This is a genomic window from Microcoleus sp. Pol17C6 (assembly GCF_036701145.1).
GTDB lineage: Bacteria > Cyanobacteriota > Cyanobacteriia > Cyanobacteriales > Microcoleaceae > Microcoleus.
Genome location: NZ_JAUBQH010000025.1, coordinates 60,565 through 81,370, shown reverse-complemented (window position 1 = coordinate 81,370; position 20,806 = coordinate 60,565). Strand labels below are relative to the sequence as shown.

Annotated in this window: 21 protein-coding genes and 1 pseudogene; 13 read left to right on the top strand and 9 right to left on the bottom strand. The window is 43.3% G+C overall.

The genetic code is table 11. The annotated features are described in order from the left end of the window. The first annotated feature begins 22 nt into the window (after window positions 1–22). Both rppA and rppB read left to right on the top strand, forming a co-directional pair. A pseudogene (gene rppA, locus QUA25_RS14620) lies at window positions 23–708 on the top strand (two-component system response regulator RppA). 190 nt (window positions 709–898) lie between these two features. Next, window positions 899–2,266: a two-component system sensor histidine kinase RppB gene (rppB, locus tag QUA25_RS14615; protein ID WP_333038983.1), complete on the top strand. Its 1,368-nt coding sequence runs from the start codon at window positions 899–901 to the stop codon at window positions 2,264–2,266. Between the two features lie 687 nt (window positions 2,267–2,953). Here rppB and QUA25_RS14610 read toward each other — a convergent pair. Beyond that, window positions 2,954–3,328, bottom strand: coding sequence for a hypothetical protein (locus tag QUA25_RS14610; RefSeq protein WP_333038980.1), 375 nt, complete (start codon window positions 3,326–3,328; stop codon window positions 2,954–2,956). A 689-nt stretch (window positions 3,329–4,017) separates the two neighbouring features. Next, window positions 4,018–4,191 carry a hypothetical protein gene (locus tag QUA25_RS14605; protein WP_333038977.1) on the bottom strand — a complete coding sequence of 58 codons (174 nt, stop codon included), beginning with the start codon at window positions 4,189–4,191 and terminating at the stop codon, window positions 4,018–4,020. A gap of 555 nt (window positions 4,192–4,746) precedes the next feature. Here QUA25_RS14605 and QUA25_RS14600 point away from each other — a divergent pair. The 4 genes from QUA25_RS14600 to QUA25_RS14585 all read left to right on the top strand — a co-directional run bounded on the left by QUA25_RS14600 (window position 4,747) and on the right by QUA25_RS14585 (window position 9,954). Continuing rightward, entirely contained in the window at window positions 4,747–5,295 is a 549-nt protein-coding gene (locus QUA25_RS14600) for a hypothetical protein (protein ID WP_333038975.1), read from the top strand. Window positions 5,296–5,398: 103 nt separating this feature from the next. After that, window positions 5,399–8,185, top strand: a complete 2,787-nt coding sequence (locus tag QUA25_RS14595; RefSeq protein ID WP_333038973.1) for a hypothetical protein — start codon at window positions 5,399–5,401, stop codon at window positions 8,183–8,185. An 85-nt stretch (window positions 8,186–8,270) separates the two neighbouring features. Beyond that, window positions 8,271–9,098: a hypothetical protein gene (locus QUA25_RS14590; protein WP_333038972.1), complete on the top strand. Its 828-nt coding sequence runs from the start codon at window positions 8,271–8,273 to the stop codon at window positions 9,096–9,098. Window positions 9,099–9,111: 13 nt separating this feature from the next. Continuing rightward, complete coding sequence (locus QUA25_RS14585; protein WP_333038970.1) at window positions 9,112–9,954, top strand: ATP-dependent DNA ligase; 843 nt, start codon at window positions 9,112–9,114, stop codon at window positions 9,952–9,954. A gap of 70 nt (window positions 9,955–10,024) precedes the next feature. On the opposite strand, the gene QUA25_RS14580 is transcribed toward QUA25_RS14585, so the two are convergent. The 4 genes from QUA25_RS14580 to QUA25_RS14565 form a co-directional block, all read right to left on the bottom strand. Beyond that, entirely contained in the window at window positions 10,025–10,597 is a 573-nt protein-coding gene (locus QUA25_RS14580) for an HU family DNA-binding protein (protein ID WP_333038969.1), read from the bottom strand. A 54-nt stretch (window positions 10,598–10,651) separates the two neighbouring features. Further along, window positions 10,652–13,366, bottom strand: a complete 2,715-nt coding sequence (locus QUA25_RS14575; protein WP_333038967.1) for a hypothetical protein — start codon at window positions 13,364–13,366, stop codon at window positions 10,652–10,654. Between the two features lie 6 nt (window positions 13,367–13,372). Beyond that, window positions 13,373–14,878, bottom strand: coding sequence for a hypothetical protein (locus QUA25_RS14570; protein WP_333038965.1), 1,506 nt, complete (start codon window positions 14,876–14,878; stop codon window positions 13,373–13,375). Between the two features lie 99 nt (window positions 14,879–14,977). Beyond that, entirely contained in the window at window positions 14,978–15,400 is a 423-nt protein-coding gene (locus tag QUA25_RS14565; RefSeq protein ID WP_333038962.1) for an RNase H family protein, read from the bottom strand. A gap of 90 nt (window positions 15,401–15,490) precedes the next feature. Here QUA25_RS14565 and QUA25_RS14560 point away from each other — a divergent pair, with 90 nt between their 5' ends. Then, window positions 15,491–15,922 (top strand): hypothetical protein, encoded by a 432-nt coding sequence (locus QUA25_RS14560; RefSeq protein ID WP_333038959.1) that lies wholly within the window; start codon window positions 15,491–15,493, stop codon window positions 15,920–15,922. Here QUA25_RS14560 and QUA25_RS14555 read toward each other — a convergent pair. The 3 genes from QUA25_RS14555 to QUA25_RS14545 form a co-directional block, all read right to left on the bottom strand. Further along, window positions 15,914–16,702 (bottom strand): hypothetical protein, encoded by a 789-nt coding sequence (locus QUA25_RS14555; protein WP_333038958.1) that lies wholly within the window; start codon window positions 16,700–16,702, stop codon window positions 15,914–15,916. The two genes, QUA25_RS14560 and QUA25_RS14555, sit on opposite strands and share 9 nt — an antisense overlap. Before the next feature lie 82 nt (window positions 16,703–16,784). Continuing rightward, window positions 16,785–16,940, bottom strand: coding sequence for a hypothetical protein (locus QUA25_RS14550; RefSeq protein ID WP_333038957.1), 156 nt, complete (start codon window positions 16,938–16,940; stop codon window positions 16,785–16,787). Between the two features lie 126 nt (window positions 16,941–17,066). Then, entirely contained in the window at window positions 17,067–17,891 is an 825-nt protein-coding gene (locus tag QUA25_RS14545) for a DNA cytosine methyltransferase (RefSeq protein ID WP_333038954.1), read from the bottom strand. A 68-nt stretch (window positions 17,892–17,959) separates the two neighbouring features. On the opposite strand from QUA25_RS14545, the gene QUA25_RS14540 reads away from it, so the two are divergent. The 6 genes from QUA25_RS14540 (at window position 17,960) to QUA25_RS14515 (ending at window position 20,772) form a co-directional block, all read left to right on the top strand. Beyond that, complete coding sequence (locus tag QUA25_RS14540) at window positions 17,960–18,340, top strand: hypothetical protein (RefSeq protein ID WP_333038952.1); 381 nt, start codon at window positions 17,960–17,962, stop codon at window positions 18,338–18,340. Between the two features lie 67 nt (window positions 18,341–18,407). Continuing rightward, a complete protein-coding gene (locus QUA25_RS14535) occupies window positions 18,408–18,815 on the top strand; it encodes a hypothetical protein (protein WP_333038949.1) in 408 nt (135 codons plus the stop codon). A gap of 115 nt (window positions 18,816–18,930) precedes the next feature. After that, window positions 18,931–19,347 carry a hypothetical protein gene (locus QUA25_RS14530; protein ID WP_333038946.1) on the top strand — a complete coding sequence of 139 codons (417 nt, stop codon included), beginning with the start codon at window positions 18,931–18,933 and terminating at the stop codon, window positions 19,345–19,347. An 81-nt stretch (window positions 19,348–19,428) separates the two neighbouring features. Continuing rightward, window positions 19,429–19,800, top strand: a complete 372-nt coding sequence (locus QUA25_RS14525) for a hypothetical protein (RefSeq protein ID WP_333038945.1) — start codon at window positions 19,429–19,431, stop codon at window positions 19,798–19,800. 176 nt (window positions 19,801–19,976) lie between these two features. After that, window positions 19,977–20,363 carry a hypothetical protein gene (locus QUA25_RS14520; protein WP_333038944.1) on the top strand — a complete coding sequence of 129 codons (387 nt, stop codon included), beginning with the start codon at window positions 19,977–19,979 and terminating at the stop codon, window positions 20,361–20,363. Window positions 20,364–20,397: 34 nt separating this feature from the next. Continuing rightward, complete coding sequence (locus QUA25_RS14515; protein ID WP_333038942.1) at window positions 20,398–20,772, top strand: hypothetical protein; 375 nt, start codon at window positions 20,398–20,400, stop codon at window positions 20,770–20,772. The last annotated feature ends 34 nt before the right edge of the window (window positions 20,773–20,806 follow it).

Sequence of the window (20,806 nt, the reverse complement as noted above, 5' to 3'; positions counted from 1 at the left end):
CACTATCATACTGTCCTTGATTATAAAAGTTCTGCTAGTTGAAGAAGAGCGAGTTTTAGGTGGGGCGATTAAGCGAACATTGAACCAAGAAAATATATTGTTGATTGGGTTTTAGATAGCACCCAGGTTTGGAATTATCTAGAGAACAAAAAAAACATATACACTGGCAATCTTCGACGGGTTACTGCCTGGAATATCGGCTTTAGATCTGCTGCGTAAATTGCAGACTTGCAATAGTAATTAGCCTGTGTTGATGCTAAGGGCAAAAGACCGCCTGAAAAACAAAGTGGCTGGACTGGATGGGGGAACTGATGATTATTTAGTGAAGCCATTCGGAATGGCAGAACTGTTAGCAAAATTTGGGGCTTTGCAAAGGCGATCGCCCCAAATTCAACCGCAACAGTACAGGTAGAAAATCTGGTTGTAAACTGCGGAAATCGAACTGTCTGCCATTTCGCTATAAGTAGCAAAAGCCAGATAATTGCTCTAATAAACAAAGAATTTCAACTGCTAGAATACTTTATGAAACATCCGAACCAAATTGTCAACACTGATCAAATTTGAAATCAGCTATGGGAGGTTAGTGCAGATACCTTTAGCAATGTAGTAGCAGCTCAAGTGCGTTTGCTGCGACGCAAACTTGAGTCGGTGGGCGGCGCGAATTTAATTGAAACTGTACAGGGCGTAGGATACCGGATGAGAAATTAAAGTAGGGTGGGTATTGTTCAGAACCCCTGTTATTTACCAATAGTCCTAGAGGCAGCTATTGTGTCTGTCATGAGCCAAAGGCAACGCAGTGTAGTGAAGAATTTGTGAGATTCTTCGCTAGACTTAAAATGACAGAATTACGTTGAAATATCTAAGGTCTGACCAATTACCTCTTATTAAGTTATGAAAAATGAATCAAAATAAACTATTTAACCGGACTCGCTGGAAATTAGCCATTTCCTATGCAGCAGTAATGGGTTTGATTTTAAGCTTGTTGGGATTTGGCGTATATAGGGCGATCGCCCACGCTCACTGGGTAGCCCTAGAGCGCGAATTAGAATCGGTAGCGGGAACGCTACACAACAGCCTAGACCTCGAATTGCAGCAGCCTGGACGCTTAGAGCCAATAATAAACGAACTTTTGCCCAACCTCCGCCTAATTGGAGTTAACAGCATTAAAAAACAGTTGCCCCGCCGCCATATTGTAAGCGGTATCAACCAAGGCTACTACTATATTCGTTTATTTGATTATTCCGGAAAATTAATTGCTACAGCAGGCGCTTATCCAGCAGAATTATCACCAGTTTTTAACTCCAAACCCTGCCAAACAATAACTGACACTAAAGGCAACGTTTATCACCAAATTTCTGTAGAACTGCACACTAAAAGCCAGCAAAATTGGGGATATTTTCAAGTGGGGCGAAGCCTACAAGACTTTAATGATTATCTCCGTACAGTGAAATGGGTTTTGAAATTAGGATTGCCTACAGCATTGATTTGTGTCGGCTTGTCTAGTTGGTTAATGGCAGGATTGGCAATGAAACCGATTTATGTTTCCTACCGACGAATTCAACAGTTTACAGCGGATGCCGCTCACGAATTACGAACGCCTTTAGCTGCTTCGCAGGCGACTGTAGAATCGGCGCTGTTGACGCCTCAATTAGATGAAAAAGAAGCGCGGGAAATTTTGCGGACGATCGAGCGGCAAAACCGACGACTGACTCAGTTAGTTGCTGATTTGCTGCTGCTGGCTCGCATGGACAATCAAGCGATAAACGATCGCCCTCAATGGTGTTGTTTGAATGACCTTGTTAGCGATTTAGTAGAGGAATTGGCAGCAATGGCGATCGCAAGAGAGGTAGCGCTAACATCGGAGTTGCGGGTGCATCAGCCATTGAGTGTTATTGGTGATTCTAACCAGCTTTATCGCTTAGTTTCTAATTTAATTGTCAATGCGATTCAATACACTTCACCTGGTGGCAAAGTAAATGTTATTTTAGAGAAAAGTGACCATTTAGTTGTGATTCATGTTCAAGATACAGGGTGTGGGATTGCAGCAGAAGATCAAAGGCAAATTTTTGACCGTTTCTATCGAGTTAACAGTTCACGCGATCGCGTTACTGGCGGATCGGGATTGGGATTGGCAATAGCGCAAGCTATAGCCTTAGCACATGGCGGTAGCCTGACTGTGCAGAGCAAATTGGGTACGGGTAGCATTTTCACACTGCGATTTCGAGAAAGAAATGCGACGTTGGTGAAGGATGCCATGAATCATTGAGGAATCGGCACATCCTAGAACTTGGGCGTTGGGCGTTGCACATTTATGGTATGATGGACAAATATACTTAACTAACTAGGGCTTGCTGAATAAGTGATTCAAGTAAACACTGTATATATTTTCGGACGAAGAAAGGTAGTAATGTGCAAGAAAAACAGGTGAAATAGCTCAAAATCCCTGCATTACCATCTGCTAGCATATACATAAAAGCTGAACTTGCTCCTCTCCCACCCTTGGAGTTTGAGCTAGCCAACAGATACAAAGGGGTTTTTTAAACTCGACCACACATGATTTTTTATGGTCGATGGCTTGTGCAATCATCTTTGATAAGTCGCTTCTTCAATCCTATGTTTTTAACCAGGGTTTTCTTCCCCTTGTTCTTTCCATTATCACTCCCTTTCCTAGCTCATAGAATTTGTTGGTAACACGATGATATTATACAGGGTCTAAAAAAACTTATTCGTAGAATATTAGCCATTCCATTTTGTTTAATATTTTAATTAAAGCTGATCTTGAAACTCAACATTTGCATCTGACTGCTGACAACTTAGAATTCGGAATGCAAATAAATTTTGATGCAAATGTCAATCAACCTAGAAAGCTTACCCTCCCGGCACCCATACTTGCTTCTTAAATTCGGCAAAAATTTGCTAACGGCAGCTTCCCCTTATAATAATCGCTTCCAGGTCAAGCAGAGCTTTCACTTTCTTCAACCTCCATCTCCAACTGATACACCCGCAAACTAGGATGTTCGCCAATCAGCCGCCAGCAATATCCCTCAAGGGTTGGGGTAGGTCGCACTCCCTGGCGGTACAGGAATATCGGCTCGTTTCTCATCAATGCGGTGAATATCTCCCGCTCTCTGTTTTTGCCATCATCCCAAATCAGGTGAGCTTTGCCGAAGTACCCCGCACCCATCAAACTGGCGAACACCCATTCCATGAGAGCTTGCTGCTGTTCCTGGGTTAGCGGGGATTGACCGTAGCTATCGATTATGGGAAGCTCGGATTTGGGTTTGAGCGAGGCGAGGAGGGCGGTGACGAGGTTGAGGTACTTTTTCATCCGTAGTAGAGATGCGTAGACCAAATATTATGCAATGGCGCAACAAATTGGAAAAAGTCTCGCACCAACTCAATACCTAGTCACAATTATATCAAAATGATAACAGTGGTTGTTTAGAAATTCAGGTCATCTTGGAATTAGATGAGCAAAATCTGGAAATTGTTCGCCACAGATTTTCTTAGTAATTCGATGCTGATGAGGGTTTATTTCGCTAAATTTCGGAAAACCTCGGATTCACCTTGCCCATCTATTCGATCGATTCTTAGCTATTCACATCACATATCGAGCCGTATCCTCACGAAATCACGGCAGTTTATCAAGAAATGCTACCATGTCAGTTTTTGCGCTTCTTACGGGCAGGCAATCCAGGGACAAGGAAAATCATGATGACCAGATTGTCAATTTGTAGCTTTGTCTAATTGTTCTTAGTGGTCGCTTAGGAATCACTGGCAATGACAGTTTTATTGAATATAAAATGCTTTTCGTTGGTTGTAAGTATGAAATACAATTAATTGACTAAAAGCTACTTAAATGCTATTAACGTAGTGCTTCGCTTTGGGGCGATGATGTTTTTTCTCCATAACTATGACTATCTCTCATCAATCACATCTAAATCTAATGAGCAAAATAGCCAAAATAACTAAAAATCACATCGAATGGTTTAAGGAACCGAAGGACTGCTTTTTCTACTATGGCAGCAACTGGTGTCCGGGTTGGGCGATGGCGCTACCCTTCGACTCCGCGAGCGTGCAAGGCGCCCCGCAAGCTACGGTAAAAGTGAACTTCCGTTGGCGCAGCCCTCGCAGAGGATCGTTCCTCAATGTTTCTTTTACCTGATCCGAGATGCTTCCGGTGACTGTCATTGGCTTCCTGCTAACAAAGCTTCTTTTCGTGGGGAAGGTCAAAGTCATCTGTTTGACAGTAGTTATATGGTCAATTCCTTTGATTGGCTTAAAATCAAGAAATTCAAGCCTATCTCCTGAAATTTTATGCACTTTCTCGCCACTAATAGCGTTGCACCAGTTCGCTACTGGTTTTTCTTATGCTCAAGTTTGTTGTGTTTTTCGCTTACTATTCTGGTGGCACTGCTACAGAAAATGGTCAAATTGTTTTCTTAGGTGACAGAAAACGTGATTAATGGGTAAGCAATTTTGAAAATTCCTAGTTTTTTGATACTCAAAAGAGTGCAAATACTAAAGCAACAGTTTTAAACAATAATTCTGTACCTTGCTGGTTTTTGGCTGATTCTATGTTTGTTATTGCCGTTTTCTGGTCAAAACCCCATTTGTCAAAATTATTTTTTGTTCCTATATTATTTGTAAACAAAAGTCAAGTTTTTGCCGTTAAAAAGCGAAATAAAATTGAGATGATATACTAAAAAAATAATTTATCGATCGATACCGAACTCGATTACCACCATGACAATAACAGCAGGATTCGCAACAAAGATGCTGCGGGCAACACTCGCTGACTACAACTTTTGGCCCCAATCTGAAAGCGATTCACCCCTTTCGATTAAAAGAGCTAAACTGCCATTGGATGAAGCAGCAATCCTCAGCAGAGATGCTTCAATGCGGAGAGCTGCAATCAAGGCGATTAATCCCCTCGCTCCTAGTTACAAAGCTCCGGCGACACGACGCATTGAATACAAAACTTTAGATGAGCTGTTTCAACCTTTGATCAGAAACTCTTTGACAGAGTTAGTAGGGATGGCAACCCAAGGTTTGGCGCTGGAAGAGCCTGTTTTACCAGAGACAGTATTTAGCATTTTGATGCCGATCGAACAGGTTGAATATCTAACTGAGCTTTACCAAACATTCACTCAGTTGCAAAATACTAAAGTCATCATGGTTCACGACGATGACGGTGACAACACAAGCCCTGATGCTTACACAACTCTGATGATTGCTGGAGAATCAGTGGAATCAGAAGTTATCCTGGCTCAGGCTCTGCTGATTCAAACCTGATAAGCGCCAAAGTTCTTTCTCTCTCTTGTTTTTAATCTCTTCTCTGGTATTGACTACAGAGAAGAGATTAAATCTCGTGTATTCACAAATTAAATAAATAATCATGGCTATTAGAATAACCGCTCCAAGTCAGCCAAGTATTCAAGTAAACTCTTTGCCTTATTCTCTAGCAGTAACAGCGATCGCAGACAGTAACACAAATACTGACGTTCGATTTAAACTCAACGGCACAGTGGTTGGGACAGATACATCCGCAACTAATGTCGGCACGACGGCAGCACCTCAATATCAATTTGGGCTAGTTATTCCTATTAATAGTGCTGGCGTTCACGTCATTGAAGTCGAAGATATCACCGGCACAACGCCTCCGGTAGTTCGATCGACAGCTCAAGTCACTTTTGAAGTCAAGGTCAACTCACCAACAATTGCGCTACGAGATCCTGTTCTTAATTCAGGACAAACTGTAGTAGTTGCTGATGTAACATATCCGCCAACTAACTCTTTTGTCCGTTTCATTCTCAATGGCACAATTATCAAAGAATCTCCTTGGGTTCCATTCGAGACAGCTATCACACAAAATGGAACTCTACGCGCTGATTTGATGGTTGGCACTAGCATTGTTGCTACTGCTACTCGGGATGTTGCTCTTATTCCTCCAGAGCCGGCAATCGTTGGGCCTCAAGGTCCAGTCGGGCCAGCAGGGCCTCAAGGTCCCATCGGGCCTCAAGGTATTCCCGGCGAAAAAGGCGATCGCGGTGATGTTGGTCAGCCTGGAACTCCCGGCGCAACAGGCGCGACTGGTGCAACTGGTAATCCTGGCGCTCAAGGGATTCAGGGAATTCAGGGAAATCCCGGCGCGACTGGTGCGGATGGTATGCCCGGTGCAGCAGGTACACCCGGTGCTACCGGCCCGGCTGGTGCTATCGGCCCGCAGGGTATTAAAGGTGATCCAGGAAATCCCGGCACTCCCGGTGAACCCGGTACACCTGGTGCGATCGGGCCGGCTGGTGAAACTGGAGCTGTAGGTCAGAAAGGCGATCGAGGAATTCCCGGTGCAACAGGTGCTCAAGGTGCGATGGGGCCGATCGGGCCCAAAGGTGATCAAGGTAATCCCGGTGCAGATGGTGTAGCAGGTTCTCCCGGTGTTGCTGGTGAAAAAGGGGAACCAGGCAGTCAAGGAATTCAAGGCATTCAAGGTTTGACCGGCCCGGCTGGTAGTCCAGGGCCTCAAGGAAATCCAGGCATTCAAGGTGAACCGGGCGAACGTGGCTTACCCGGAACTCCCGGCGCTCCGGGTGCTGAAGGTTTACAGGGTGTGCCTGGGATTGCCGGCCCCAAAGGTGACAAAGGCGATATCGGTAATCCAGGGATGCAAGGCGTTCCCGGTGAGAAAGGCGATCGCGGTGATCAAGGTCTAGTTGGCGCTACAGGCTCTCAAGGAAATCCAGGTTTAACCGGCCCACAAGGCAGTCCCGGAGTAAAAGGCGATCGTGGCGACCAAGGCATTCCCGGTGAAATTGGCGCAACGGGCCCCGCAGGCTTAACCGGCCCGCAAGGCGTTCCCGGCATAAAAGGTGATCGTGGCGATCAAGGCATTCCCGGCACGGTCGGCGCAACTGGCGATCAAGGTTTGACCGGCCCTCAAGGTTCCAAAGGCGATCGAGGTGATCAAGGAATTGCTGGCGACATCGGCCCTGTTGGTCCGATCGGTTTAACCGGCCCACAGGGTTCTAAAGGCGATCGCGGTGATCAAGGAATTCCCGGTGACATCGGCCCTGCTGGTTCGATCGGTTTAACCGGCCCGCAAGGTTCTAAAGGCGACCGTGGCGATCGAGGAATTGCTGGCGATGTTGGCGCTACTGGTGCTACTGGCCCGATTGGTTTGACCGGCCCTGCAGGCGCTAAAGGCGATCGCGGTGATCAAGGAATTCCAGGCGAAATGGGTTCGCAAGGTTTGCAAGGTAATCCCGGCACTCCTGGTGAACGTGGAGAGCAAGGAATTCAAGGTACACCGGGTGCGATCGGGCCGACTGGTCAAATGGGGCCCGCAGGTGTAACAGGAGCACAAGGCCCTCAAGGGATTCGAGGCGAAATGGGGCGACCCGGTTTAATTTGGCGTGGAAATTGGAACCCAACACTTCAATACGTCATGTTTGATGCGGTTGCTTATAACGGCAGCAGCTACATTGCTAACTCGCCAAGCTTAAATTCTCCCCCGTCGTTAACATCGACAGTCTGGACTTTGGGAGCTAAACAAGGCGATCAAGGTTTGCAAGGACTTCCCGGAGCTAAAGGTGACACAGGAGCAACCGGAGCAACTGGTTCAACTGGCGCTGCCGGAATTCAAGGTGCAACTGGTTCCGCTGGAGCACAAGGGCCTCAAGGTCTTAAAGGTGATACTGGTGCAACTGGCGCAGCGGGAGCTACTGGCGCAATGGGAGCTACTGGTAATCCTGGCGCTCAAGGAATTCAAGGAGTTCAAGGCCCGGTTGGTGCGACTGGTGCGACTGGTGCGACTGGTCCTGCTGGTCCTGCTGGCTCTGCTGGTTCCGGTATTGTCTGGGGTGAATGGGTTAATATCCCCGTACTAGCTGGAAGTGGAAATTTAAGAGTGCGTCGATCTGGAAATTTAATCCATCTGCAAGGAGGAACGCAAATAACAGCACCGAATACTAGCGGGACACCTAGCATTACTTTGGCTAATACCCCAGCAGGATTTGGTGTTGCACAGAGCAAACCGTTTGCTGTTTTCGCGAATCCATCTTCAGGAACTCACATTACTGTAGGTACTGTCACTTATGCGAACTCACTCATTCTTTTGAATTTCTCAAAAGAAGCTGGAATGATAAGCACGTACTACGCGATCGATCAACTCATCTCAGTTGATTAATAAATAGCAAATCGCCCTGTTTTACATAAAACGGGGCGATTTGCTATCTATTCTGCAATGTTAAGTCACAACCACACAAACTAATATGCTTCCACAATTAGCCAATACTTACAGTCCAGCAAAGGAATATCCTACAGGCTTCTGGTTTAGCAGTCCTAAACTCAACGGAATTCGGTGTGTTTATCAAAGATTTGGGGATATCAAAGGATTAAGAAGCCAGACTTTGACTACCCGATTTGTTGGACTCGATCGTCTTGAGTTAGCTTGTCAAACTCTGTGTGATGCTAATAATCTGTCATTTCTTGATGGTGAATTATTTATCCCCGGCAAAACACTTGATGAACTTACGGTGTTGGTGCGCGATCGAACCAACTATGACCTTGCTGATAAGTTTGCTGTCGAGTTTAGAATTTCTGCTGTTTATTCAGCAACAAATCCTAACATGACAGGTCATGAAATGATTACCTTGATGCGCCAAAATATTCCCACAATGGGAATGGTGAGCTTTATACCTCAAGAATTGATTCGGAGTACACCGCTCGGAGTTCTTGGCGAATATACGAAAATACTCAATTCTGGGATTTCTGATGAAATATTCCTAAGAAATCCTGACTCAGTTTATTCAGAAGTACGATCGGACAACTATCTGAAAGTAAAAGGAATAACAAGCGGAATCTTTACTGTTGTTGGATTCACTCAAAATCCTGTAGTGAATTTTGTCAGTTATATGTCCGTTGAAGGTATGGTGAATGGAATCAATAAAATTACTCGTGTTTACGGCTTAAATGATGAAGAGGAACAGGATCTCTGGATGAATAGAGATTCCTATATGGGTAAACAAGTCCAAATCGTTTATATGGGGTTAAGTGCTACAGGGAATTTACGAACCCCTGCTTTGGGTCGATTTGTTTAAGGAGAAAGTTTGAATGATGTTGCCACAATTAGCAAATACTTACAGCCCAGCAAAAAACTATGGGGTAACAGAATGGTTTAGCAGTCCCAAACTGGATGGAGTGCGGTGTCTGTATGAGAATCCGACCAGTGGATTGAGAAGTCGCTCGGGCTTGACTCGATATTTAGGAATGACTGAGATTGAGGAAATATGCGAAAGTATCCGCTCGACTAATAATTTATCTTTTATAGACGGTGAGTTGTACATCCCTGGAACTATTTTTGATGTTATCTCAGGAATTGTCCGCAGTAGAAAAACTGTTGAATCTGTAGTAGCAAATAAACAAAAAGTTCAGTTCCGCATTTTTGCTATCGGGTTCAATCAATTCCCGACAATGGAGACAGTTCATGAAGTAGATCAGGTCAAGCAAATTTTCCCGGCAATGGGGAAAGTTAGCTACGTCCCTCAGAAATTAATTGAAAATAATCCTTTGGTAATCCAAACTGAAGCTGAATTGGTCAAAAGTTCTGGACTCTCAGATGAAGGGATAATGCTGCGGAATCCGAACTCTATTTACTCCGGGGTTCGATCGAACCATCTCCTAAAAGTGAAAAACTTTGTTAAGAACAACTTTACGGTGGTTGGGTTTACCAAAGGTAGTGGCAAATATGCAAAGTCTCTGGGTAATTTACTGATTCGGGGAATGATTAACAATCAAATCATCAATAGTCGAGTGGGGACAGGATTTACTGACTTGGAGCGATCGACAATATTTGCAAACCAAGCTGATTATTTAGGCAGAACGCTGGAAGTGGTTTATCTTGGTGTGACTGCTACAGGCTCTTTACGGCATCCAGTATTCTCGACATTTGTGTGAACCAAAATAGAGCAAGAAAAAAGCTTGAGTAGTGTACATCTACTCAAGCTTTTTTCTGTCTGGTTCAAAACTATTTGACGATTCCTACAAGTTCCGGCACTTTCCCCGCTAATTTCCAGCCTGTGCTAGGCGAGTAAACCGGGGTGCTAGCGTTAACTCCCCAGCCTGCTAGTTCACTTGTTGGTACTTCAACGAAGGAACTGTCAGGAGCTTTGATTTGCCAGGTTTGCTCAGGATGACTCAAGGTTTTTTGCGCTAGCAAGTCGGCTGGAATAGGAGGAGGTTGAATGGCTGCAACAGGAGGAACAGGAGCAACAGGAGCGACAGATTGAGCAGTAGATTCAGCAGCAGGTGCAGGCTGTGGTTGGCTTGGATCTGGCTGAACTAAAGTCAAAAAGGATTTGCTGAAAGTCAACTTAGGTCTGCGAGAAGCTTTAAAAGTGATAGCTTCTCCAGTCCGAGGGTTGCGTCCTTGACGTTCAGGTCGATCGGTAGCTTTTAAAATCCCTAACCCTTCCAATGGTAGTTTTTCACCATTGCGGAGAGTGAGTGACATGAAGGCTACTGCTGAATCCCATACCGCGCTGATGGTACTTTCAGCAAATCCAGTTGAAGCTTTTACGTGGTCAGTTAAGGCAGACATAACTAATGTACTCGACAAGACTAATGAATATTTTAATTATGCACCATCAAATGATTAATTTGGTGGTAAACCAAAATCTTCTGGCTTATAAAGACCTGCTGGCATCTTGTTTTCTAAGAAATCGATTTGTTCTTGAGAGAGCGTTCGGTTATAGAGCCGAACTGTTTTGGTGATGATTTGTCCACTATCTTCCATATATTTGCCGTTGGTGTAACAGCGCATCTCACGAGTTTCCCCGATCGCAACTTTACTTTGGTACTCTTTCGGTATCCATCCAAGGGGGAAGTACCCGATATTTCTGGTACTTTCAGGAAAGCTCATATCAACCCCAAGTTCCATCCGCGCTTTTGTCTCACCCGCAGCAGGTTTCATCCGTTGAACAATCCGAACAAGAACATTTTGCCCTTTCCATTCACCTCGGCTCCAGACACTTGGAGTTTGTTTGTGAACGTTGTATGCGTTGAAATAAGGCAAAGTATCAGGATTTTCTTGTAAGTCCATGAGAATTTCGTCCCTGAATAAGTTGAATACCAACGACCCAGTGCTAACCTCAGATGCTCCGGTATGAACCGCTCTCCAGTAAGCAGCAGCCCAACTTTTTTCAGTGAAGGGCTGACCGTCAGCATCCGCTAATTGTTCTAGCGCGGAGTCTTTGAGAGCTTGAAATTTAGCAGACACCTCACGAATTTTGGTAGTATCACCATCATTTTGAGTTTTCCATTCGATCGCAGCACTCATTTCTATCCGGTATGCCTTGCGATGTTCAAAAGCAAAATCGGTTTGTTTCTGATCGACCACAACGCCCACAAAAAGTGCATTCTGAAAGGAGTTGATGTCGAGGTTGGTTTCCAATTGAGCTGGTCGCCAGTAGGTATTGACAACTCTGACCAGCCGGGAAATAGTATCGATCGCATCGTCGGCAACGGCACAGGGTCGAGTTAAATAAACCGCATCCTCTTTAAAGTCTTTAAGCCAGGGGATTTTCCCGCCGTCTCCGAGAGTGTTGAGATAGTCAGTAACAGCCTGCAAACCCTTGTCATTATTCGGATATGCGGATTTTAGGGAGTCAACCGCGATTTGGAGTTCCTGACTGAGAAAGTCAATGATTGACATTTCTTTTGGAGCTGTCTGCATCCCACCGGGAGGAATCATCAGGACTATTCCTTCAGCTCCCGCACCTCGCGCCCGACCCAGAAGTGAGGCAACAATCCCAGTGCTGTCATTCATGCTTTTAATGGCGACTTCTTGGAGAGTTCCAGGCAGCGCCATTTTTGGAAGCTTGTCAACGGATGGAGGTGTGTCAAAGTTATCGATCGCATCTCTCAACGCCGGATACTCCTTGGATGCAATCAACTGGACGAAATCTCCATCAAAGTCTCTGCCCAGACTCAGCATGAGTTTTGTCGAAGCTGCCATCAATCCATAGCCTTTGGCATAAGTGCCTTCATGACGGTTAATCCAAAGCTGACAATCTCCCCAGTGGCGCATGGGGTTGCAAAATACGATGTACTCACCGATTGCCATCCCCGGTGCACAAAATACTTTTTCCGTAAAAGTCGTTACGTTATTAGCGTCCGTGCTTTCGTACTTTTTAAAATACTCATCAGGTTGGGACATCAGTGACCAGAAGCGAACTCCGGCTGCTTTGGCTAAGTTGAGCCAAACAGCGCGAAGTCTTTCTGCTACTTTGGTAGTGATATAAGGATGCAGTAACAGCCTGCCTTTTAGGTCATATTTGATAATTTCCATCGCCGTGTTGACATACTCTGCCTCTGACTGAATACTATCGCCCTGTTCACGTTCTTGTGCTGCTTCTTCTTGATGGATTCGCAACTCAGTAGCCAAGGCTTGAATAGAGTTAGTAGCTGCTGCTAATTTCTGACATTTAGCTCGTAGCTTGGTAATAATATCGTCTTGTTCCAGAGTTTCAAATTTGAACCATTGAAACAGCATCCAGCCTGCTTTTGCGGTGCGCTTTTCTGCTTCAAATACCAGCCCGCATAGCAGTTTATCGGTATAGTTTCCGAGTGCTGGTTTTTTGCCTTTCAGCGAACTCCAGGGAATGACCAAATCATAGCCTGATTCATCTAACAGAGGATTGTAGGCGATCGTCCCTTTTGCTACCCATTTTTTAAATGCTGCTATCCGAAACTGAATAGGAATATCAGCATCAATCTCATCAGGATTAAATTCTACTGTTCCCGCACCGAGCAATTGCATGAATTCTCTGGAAGCTTTTGCGTGACTGTCTCCGCTGTTCCAGTGCCGTTTATTTACTGGATCATCTTGCGGATTGCCGTTACCATCTTTGGCTGTATCATCAACTATTACATAGTTGAATTCGCGACCAATTAAATGCTTACATCCTGTGTGAAGAATGCTGCCGTAAATGATTCGTTTCCATTGTTCCGTTTCTAGAGTTCCATAATAGTCTTTCCCGATCGGAGCCAGATTGAATGTAAACCTACCATGATTGCGGGAATTGCTAGCTAAATCCAGTTGATACCGATCAACTTTTTTATTAGCTACAAAAGGATTTAGCAAAGCTGCATTTTTGGTATTTTCTGGAATTTCACCAATGCAAAATCTATCTTTTCCAACGTCTTTGTGCAACCCTGAAAGCAGAGTATTTCGCAAAGTTACTTTGGGAGTATTTGCCCATTCTTTCGCGACGCAATCCCACACAGACAAAACAGCAATAGTTGAAATTTTTGCTAGTGTTTCGTCTGCGCCGTACCAGTCGTATTTTAGGTCATATTCAGTTGGCATATCTGATTAAATGAAGTCCATAAAGTTGAGTCTACCTGTTGCTATTCTAGCAACTTTGTCGGCTCCTAATAATGCTGCAATTTCTTCTTGTCCAGTGACTTGAATTGGATTATCAGGATGAGTTAGATTATAACAAATGGCATACTCATTTTTAGCATCTATCCCCAGTCCAATAATTTGGCTCATAGCAAGTCGAGCAGTGTCTCGCATCTCTTTAGCTGAAGCTTTGAATTTATCCAATATTTCGATCGCATTAGTGTCGTACATGGCAGCTACCATCAAATTAAATCGATTAGGATTGTCGGCTAAATCTCCAAAGATGTAGAGAGTTTTTGCTAGGGAGGTTTTGTTTCGCATGGCTAAAATAATGATGATCGAGACAATCAAAATAGGGCCTGCCATTGCCAACAAAAACATCCAGGCTGTAACATTCATATTTGTCGTACCAAAAACAGTCATCAACAAAGCTTCGTTGATTTTTAAAGCAGAAGCAGCAAAAAATCTTAGTGCTTGAGCACCAGAACTTCCTGAAACTTTGAGTACGATCGAAGTTACGCAATGAGTGAGAGCTGAAATTAAACTCGCTGGCATTCCAACCAAATTCATGCAAGTGGTTAAAAACCAGCTTGCTATGCTAGAAATTATGCCTGCTGTAATGCCTACTGTTGCTAAAGCACCCCCTACAGCAACGATCGGCGCTACGACCGGGACAATTACCAAAGCGCTTGCATTCACTTTGATACTTCTGATTGATAAGATTCGATCGTTATAAATTGAGTTGATATCATAATTGCTATGACCTATTACGGTTCCACCTCCTGTTCCTGTATCTGTGATTGTTCCTGTGGGAGGAGTCCGTACAATTCTGGGAGAAGGAATAGGTGCGTCACCCATAGCAACCAAGCTTTTAGCAACATTATTGTATAAAGCTCTGATTCTACGTCGATCGTTTAATTTTAGTCGCTCATCTTGCAATTCTTTGTAGTATTTATCTCGTAATCTTCTGGCTTCTTCTTGCATTTGAAGCTTTCTTTGGTTAATTGATGTCCAAGCAGAATCCATAGCATAATCAATTTTGACTCCTAGCTTGGATAACTCTGGCAGATTTAAGCTGCTGTTGAAAGCATTGATGACATCGCCATAAATACCTTTTTCTGTACTGGTAGAAGTTAATGTAGCCAAAGTTCTTTCACCGGCACCTGCCAAATTAGGATAAAGTTTGCTGTTGTAGGCACGATTGATACCATGAGATGTTTCCAAAAATGCTGTACCACATTGAGCTATCAGCATAGGAAATGCTGCTACATTTTGTGATGATTCAATCCAACTCAGAATAACTTTGCCTACCGGATGGCTTAATATTCCTTGAATTAGTGGCTGTTCCATTAACCATTCTTTTGGAGCATCCATTATCTTTTTGATGTCAGTAACTCCTTTTAAAGCCTGAAAATTTGCCCAGACATCACTTATTTGATCGGTAATGTCTGGAGATTCTGGCGATTCTATTGGCATAATAACTGCTGCTACTGGATTACAATATTGTAGTTCAATTTGTACTCAGATAGCTTAGTTTGCCAAAAAATAACTCAAGATTCAGCCTTTGAATTTACTTCAAGTTTTCAAACTTTCTTCTTTGGCAAGTCGATCGCACTCACTCAACTCAGAAGTTGAATTCCGTGCTAGCCATATCCATGTTACCTCATGAATTTTTGCTAACTTATCAAGTTCTTCCCACAAATCCTGGTTGGCGTTACGTTTCCAACCTTTAGCCATCGTGTTTACGACGTAGGTGGAATCGGAAAATAGTGTAACTTTGCAAGGTTTCTTGAGAGCTTTCAAAGCTTCGATCGCTGCTGTTAATTCCATGCGGTTGTTAGTAGTGGTTGTGTCAGATTTACCACTAATCATTTTCTTGTTAGTTTTCCCTGGAATTGTGAGTATTGCAGCCCAACCACCCGGCCCTGGATTTCCTGAGCAAGCACCATCACAATGAATGTTGACTACAGTTTTTGTTTCACTTACATTCTGTGTCATTGATTTAAAAAAGTAACATCAAAATCTAAAAGCGAAGCTACTTGAAACCTGAATCATTGCTATAATAGAACAAAGATTTAAAGATTTGCTATGTCTACACACACAGATTTATTGATAGAAAACTTGCAGCTACAGGCAGAAAATAGACGACTGAAGCAGAGAGTAGAACAGATGAACAATTTGGTAGTTGAAATGCTTAACGAGTTTAAAGATCATCGACCAAACGGAACTCTGACTGAACAAAGTAGAGAATTCATCCAACTGAATGGTGGCGGAAGTCTATACTTTGTTCAATATGTCGATCGAAATGGGAAATCCTACATATCAACGGAAGGATTTACACCAGAAGGTGATATAGCTCCTAAGCTTTTCTATTTTGGGTTTGCTGTGTTTTTTCTCGTAGAAGAGCTGACTCGACAAGGATTTAGTTGTTTGCCGAGCAGGTTTTCAAAGTTGTTCGATCGGAATCCCAAGTTTTACCACTATGTCGTCAAGGAATTCCAACGGGTTCTATCAATTTAAGTAACTCATGTCGAAGTCACTCGGTAATAGTGTTTCAGAAGCTGTGAGTTCAGTCGAGAAAGTTTTCTCTGCATCAGCAAAAAGTTGATCAGCTTGTAACTGAGACAGATAGAATTCACTGTGATTGTTCTCCTTCAAAAAATCGGCAATAAAAGCAGCAATAAGATAGACATTACTGATGATTATATTTTCAGTATTTTCTATTCTTAAAGCTTCCATCTCAGAAAGACCGATCGCATACATACCATGAGGGTAATCAGGATAATCTAAATGGTTGCATTCCCGGTGGTAGGTTTTCCATTTTTGGGTAACAAGAGGCTTAATAGGTTCAAAGGATATGCCTTCAGGTAGCTGCTTGTCATTTATGGAACCACCCTCCATCAGCCACGGGATGAGAATTGCACCATTTATGGGTTTAGATTCAGCATCATCTGATGAATAATCACCATAAGTCGCAACTAACTGATGGATGAAAGCCTGGGTAATAGCGTCGTTGGTTTGTGAATTGCTGGCTTTAAAAGTTTCTAAAAGCTCTACGCCATTAACAACTATTTTCCAGGCATCTATAACTTTGGCATGAGCTGAGATTAGCCGAAATCTTCTTTCTCTTCCTCGATCAATTTCTAAATAAACAGCGTGAGCATCGCTATGCAATGACTTACTCACAAAACACCGCAGATTGAGTTTCCTACCATAACTCATATCCAGAAACAGTTTTTGTTTCTGTTTATGTTTCTGTTTCTGCTTTTGTTTGTTTTTGATTTTGTTTTTCCTAGTCATAATTTTGTTAAGTTACAATTTAAGGAAAAGTTACTTATGAACGATCGTACCCTTAAACAACGTTTTGAAAAACACATTATCTCTAATGTCGATAAACTACAATTTCCTCAACCCCAACTTGGCGACCCATTGCCTTCATGGATTGCCCATCCATTCTCAAGCTAAGGATGCGCTCTCTCAGGGCTTCTATTTCATCAACCGATCGAGTGGGTTCTACTTGCTTAGGCTGCAATTTCATGCCCTGATACTACGCTGTACCTGTGCTGCTGTTGTGTTGGTATGTTCGGCTATCTGAAAATAAGACAGCCCTTGACGGTACAAACGGATTTGCTTTTTTACATTGCTCATCTCTTTGCAACAATTACTAATCTTGAGGAAGTAAAGAAGCTAGAAACTGGAGACGCATTAAGGGAACAGTGGCTTGGGGAACGCAGATCGACAGACCAGCTAGAGTTACTGCTTCTCGTCTTCCAGGCGTTCTACGCTTTAATCCAGGACTGACTGGTGGCGGATTCATTCTCCACCAGTGGTCATAATGCACTCCAGCCAGGTAGGAGGGAACGCCATTAACCAGAGGCAGAGTTCGGGATTCAGTTTTTGGGTAGCTGATAAACGATTTTGCGATCGTAATGTACTTTCCAATGTTGTCAGACCAGCAGGTCCACCCTTGCCGTTGCTGGAGCTGTAAGTCGTTACGGTAGGCAACGACAAACACTCTCTGTCTCTCATGTGGCGCACCGCACTCCGACGCGCTGACAACTTCAATTTCTGTTTGATAATCAGCCAGGCGGAATCCGGCAATAATTGTTCGTAGCCCTCGATCGATAACCCCCGCTGGCTGCTCCAGAACCACAAAACTTGGTCTACCGATGATGATGCACCTGAGCGCTTCAAACCAAAGGCTTGATTCGATGTGGGCAAGTCCTGTTTTTTTCCCGGCTCTGGATGTGCCTGTGCAAGGGAACGAAATTGTGTAGACATCTGCTTGTCCTTTTACTGGTAGGTAATCTTGGATATCAGAATGAATTGGGATTTCTGGAAAGTGTGTTTTAAGAACTTGTTGGGAGTAAGGATTGTTTTCTACAAATTCGATCGTCTCAAATTTAATTTGAGAATTAGAGTTCACTAAACTTCCTGCTAATTTCCAAGCTCCTATTCCCGCAAATAAATCAACGCATTTCAGTTTCATACTTGTGACTTTATTTTAATTTTATCATTTACACTTCGTGTTTGGGAAGTAGTTTTGAATTAACAATTATGACTAAAATTGTAATGATCTCTGGCAGTCGTTCCATCAAAGATATCAGTGCTGGATTACTATCGATCGATCGAATAATGGAACTGAAGTTTTCGATAATTGTTGGTGATGCGGGAGGCGTAGATCAGTTAGTTCAAGAATATTTGCGTCAATCGAATTACCTAAACGTTACAGTTTACTTTGCTTTGTGGGGCGGTAACGGGAAACCGAGAAACACTACTGACTATGTAACGGTAGGGATTGCAGGAAGCTATGTCGATCGAGATATAGCAATGTGTTCGGTTTGCGATTACGGTTTGGCTCTCTGGGATGGCAACAGTCGCGGAACCAAGGAAAATATCGATCGAACGGGAAGGAAAACCAAAATTATCCGAATTTGAAGCAATTGAAGTTTCCGGGTGAGGGCGCTTCGCGATCAAGAAGCGACCTCCTATCCCTGCAACTATCATGACTATTGCCGTAGAAAAATTTGAATTCGACAAATTCACGACTGAAAAAGTTAAGTTTGCGATCGATATTGACCGCGAAGTTTTCAATGTCAGTGAAGGTCTAAAGAATCAGTATGACCAACTAGACAATTCTCCGCTTTGGCGAGGCAAGTTTTCTGTTGAGGAATATCGACAAATGCTATGGCAACAAATCCAGAAGCATTTACCCAGATATTTCAGAACCGGATTAAAAGGTTTCTATGAGCCTAATTTAGTCGCTGATTCAGATATCTTTCGATCGATTATGGAATTAGCTCATGCTTACCGAGATACAGGTCGGCTCAAGCTGATTTATATCTCCGATCATTCCCATGCTGAACTTATCGCCAGATGCGTTGATTATGTGGCAAATCAGATTTTAAATTAGAATTTCGGCGCTACCAGGAAAGTGATTAATTCCTTTCCTGGTAAGAAGCCGATTTTATCAGCGATACCGGAAATAAGAAACAACCCTGAACCCTCACCTAATATCAAGGAGAATTATGTCACAAATTCATATCAATCCAATGAATCTTTTTCCTTATGATGTCAACAGACGGGCGGGAACCTATTTCGATCGAAACGGCAAGCGAGTTAAGGATGAATGTCTAGAAGGTCATTATGCTGTTGCTTATGAAGGTACAGACATTCGCTTGGCAACTTGGGCTGGTAAACAGCGCAAAGAATTGACCAATTTAGCTACTTATTTTGAAGGAGCAACAGTCGAAGAAAAACGTCAAATTATTTGGCAGAACATTGAAACTCAAACAGTTAATAGACATTTCCTTCGTTTCTGTGAGAGACATAGAAATGAGCCTTTATTTCTGTGGTATGTGAGTTCTTACGACTTACCTACTGCTCAATTCATCAAAAGATTTCTAGAATGGTATTGGTCAGAATACCCGATAATCAACGCTTAATCGAACTGTGGCTTCTTGCACGCTCGCAGAGTCGAAGGGCGCTTCGCGATAGAAACAAGAGTTTTTATTGCGGAGTTTGCCATGAGTTTAGTTACAGTTAAACCAACAGGAAAGAAAGTAGTTACCCTGATTTCTCGCCCTCGCCCTGACCAGTCTCAGTTTAATTTGTCGGTTAACGAGAATTTGGTTTGGCGAAGCGGTGTCTATGTTTGCGTAGATGGTAGGAAGGAATATCCTTTCTCTTGCGAACTCTCGTTATCTGTCAATGGCGATCGCATCCAGGTAGGTAGCCTTTATTCGACTGTCTGCGGGGTAGTTACTGTTAAGTCGATCGTCCCTTCAGCAACAATTGCTCAATATTTTGAGTATATTGTGGAAACTAAACAAGGAACTGAAGAAAAACTTCTGTCCTGGGAAATCGACAACCGTGATTTTCTTAGTATTTTCTGGTAACTTCTAGCACAAACAGGAAATCTTCAGCTATGCGGTTCCTGTTTCCCAATGCTCATGTGACGGTCATGTGATGGTCATGTGTGCATAGCGCGTACATACAGGCTATGTGAGTTAAATTCAAGAAAGACAAATGAAAATACTTCGTTTGGGGGATTTGATGTTGTTCCCCAAACGAAATGGAAAACTTATCCCTGTTTGACTGGATTGTGAAAAACAATTTCCCCGAAGCAGATTTCTGGCTGATTAATAAAGGTAGCAAGCATAAATTAGGGGAACCAGTTAAAGAATTTCAGCCTTATCTCACAGGCATTAAATGTCCAGCTTTAGTTTTGCCAGATTACGGTTTCTATCTGTGTCTGCACCTTCAACAGCAAAGATTATGGCAACAGTATTCGCAAGGTTCATTAAATCTTCAGCATCTTCGTCTCAAGAATGTCAAAGAGGTTTTCCGAGCGATTGGTAATCAGCACAGGATTCAACATCAAGCTCGTTTCAAGTCGTTTGTTCCATCTTCTGTGGCTGTCACTTCAGTAGAAAGAGAAGAGGTCTATGCTTCGCTGTAAAGTATTGAATTGGTGAAATTACAGGATTAATGAAATGGAAAGAATCAATTTCGGTGGAATTCAAGCTGAGGTGTTGGCGTTGTCCCCGCACCAAAGCTATTTTATTTTCCGGTTGTCCGATCGAATCGCTGTCCGTGGCATTTACACAAACCGATTTACTTGGGATGAAACAACAGATAATTTACCAGGTTTTCTATCAGAACGGTTTGTCTTATATGTGGGTGTCTACACGTACCAGGAAGCCGAACTTATCAAAAACACAATCACCAAAGCTGGCGGAACTCCCAACGCAGATGTCTTTATTTCTAGGTTCGTCCGTGGCTATCCCTATGAGGTGAGAGCGATCGGGCTTTCTCCTGAATATCTTGTGCAAACTCTACAGCATTATCCTCATCCTCATTCTGCTTAGCTACTGAAACATAGAAACATCAGAAACACTAGCA

Bases quoted from the DNA above. Each gene is read 5' to 3' on its own strand.
- rppB (WP_333038983.1), top strand. From the start codon at position 899: ATGAATCAAAATAAACTATTTAACCGGACTCGCTGGAAATTAGCCATT.
- QUA25_RS14610 (WP_333038980.1), bottom strand. From the start codon at position 3,328: ATGAAAAAGTACCTCAACCTCGTCACCGCCCTCCTCGCCTCGCTCAAA.
- QUA25_RS14605 (WP_333038977.1), bottom strand. From the start codon at position 4,191: ATGACAGTCACCGGAAGCATCTCGGATCAGGTAAAAGAAACATTGAGG.
- QUA25_RS14600 (WP_333038975.1), top strand. From the start codon at position 4,747: ATGACAATAACAGCAGGATTCGCAACAAAGATGCTGCGGGCAACACTC.
- QUA25_RS14595 (WP_333038973.1), top strand. From the start codon at position 5,399: ATGGCTATTAGAATAACCGCTCCAAGTCAGCCAAGTATTCAAGTAAAC.
- QUA25_RS14590 (WP_333038972.1), top strand. From the start codon at position 8,271: ATGCTTCCACAATTAGCCAATACTTACAGTCCAGCAAAGGAATATCCT.
- QUA25_RS14585 (WP_333038970.1), top strand. From the start codon at position 9,112: ATGATGTTGCCACAATTAGCAAATACTTACAGCCCAGCAAAAAACTAT.
- QUA25_RS14580 (WP_333038969.1), bottom strand. From the start codon at position 10,597: ATGTCTGCCTTAACTGACCACGTAAAAGCTTCAACTGGATTTGCTGAA.
- QUA25_RS14575 (WP_333038967.1), bottom strand. From the start codon at position 13,366: ATGCCAACTGAATATGACCTAAAATACGACTGGTACGGCGCAGACGAA.
- QUA25_RS14570 (WP_333038965.1), bottom strand. From the start codon at position 14,878: ATGCCAATAGAATCGCCAGAATCTCCAGACATTACCGATCAAATAAGT.
- QUA25_RS14565 (WP_333038962.1), bottom strand. From the start codon at position 15,400: ATGACACAGAATGTAAGTGAAACAAAAACTGTAGTCAACATTCATTGT.
- QUA25_RS14560 (WP_333038959.1), top strand. From the start codon at position 15,491: ATGTCTACACACACAGATTTATTGATAGAAAACTTGCAGCTACAGGCA.
- QUA25_RS14555 (WP_333038958.1), bottom strand. From the start codon at position 16,702: ATGACTAGGAAAAACAAAATCAAAAACAAACAAAAGCAGAAACAGAAA.
- QUA25_RS14550 (WP_333038957.1), bottom strand. From the start codon at position 16,940: ATGAAATTGCAGCCTAAGCAAGTAGAACCCACTCGATCGGTTGATGAA.
- QUA25_RS14545 (WP_333038954.1), bottom strand. From the start codon at position 17,891: ATGAAACTGAAATGCGTTGATTTATTTGCGGGAATAGGAGCTTGGAAA.
- QUA25_RS14540 (WP_333038952.1), top strand. From the start codon at position 17,960: ATGACTAAAATTGTAATGATCTCTGGCAGTCGTTCCATCAAAGATATC.
- QUA25_RS14535 (WP_333038949.1), top strand. From the start codon at position 18,408: ATGACTATTGCCGTAGAAAAATTTGAATTCGACAAATTCACGACTGAA.
- QUA25_RS14530 (WP_333038946.1), top strand. From the start codon at position 18,931: ATGTCACAAATTCATATCAATCCAATGAATCTTTTTCCTTATGATGTC.
- QUA25_RS14525 (WP_333038945.1), top strand. From the start codon at position 19,429: ATGAGTTTAGTTACAGTTAAACCAACAGGAAAGAAAGTAGTTACCCTG.
- QUA25_RS14520 (WP_333038944.1), top strand. From the start codon at position 19,977: ATGGAAAACTTATCCCTGTTTGACTGGATTGTGAAAAACAATTTCCCC.
- QUA25_RS14515 (WP_333038942.1), top strand. From the start codon at position 20,398: ATGGAAAGAATCAATTTCGGTGGAATTCAAGCTGAGGTGTTGGCGTTG.